The following is a 530-nucleotide window of genomic DNA, read 5'->3' on the forward strand; positions in this document are numbered from 1 at the left end:
TGCCCGGTCGCGGTCAACGCCTCGGCGATCTCGTAGATGATCCGTGGCTCCCGGTCTGTCGGACCGTCCAGCACCTCGCGCAGCTCGGTGACAGGCACGTCCTTGGGAGCGCGGTCGCCGGTGTACGTGCGGGCGAACAGGAGCAGGGACAGCGTCGCCAGGTCGACGGCGGCCCGGCCANNTCGGGTCGACGGCCTTCCTGGCCGGAGTCTCAGACATGCCCCCATCCTGCCCGCCAACTGCCAGCGGCGGGGCGCGAGCCGAAAACCGGCTGCCGACAATCCATTTGCCGCCCCCGCCCTGCCAACCTCGCTCATTCATCCACGCGGGTGACCAGGTGGCGAACCGGCCAGCATCTCGGCCACCATGCCCACATGCAGGACGACGAACCGTTGGAGGAATGGGCGCGCCGACGCGCCGAGCGACAGGCCGACTCGAAGGGCAAGCTGCGCGCCGTGCCCCTCGGAGACGGCCCGCACCGCGGAGCCCACGTCGAGCCCGAAGCGCCGAGAGCGATCGAGGAGTGGACC

The 530-nt window shown here is 70.8% G+C and carries 1 protein-coding gene; it reads left to right on the forward strand.

The window, feature by feature from the left end:
- Positions 1–374: 374 nt before the first annotated feature.
- A partial coding sequence (locus CCN56_RS45485) for a DUF6087 family protein (protein WP_256962461.1) occupies positions 375–530 on the forward strand: 156 nt, incomplete at its 3' end.

The sequence above is a fragment of the Streptomyces sp. NRRL B-24572 genome (assembly GCF_002156145.1).
GTDB classification, from domain to species: domain Bacteria; phylum Actinomycetota; class Actinomycetes; order Streptomycetales; family Streptomycetaceae; genus Streptomyces; species Streptomyces vietnamensis.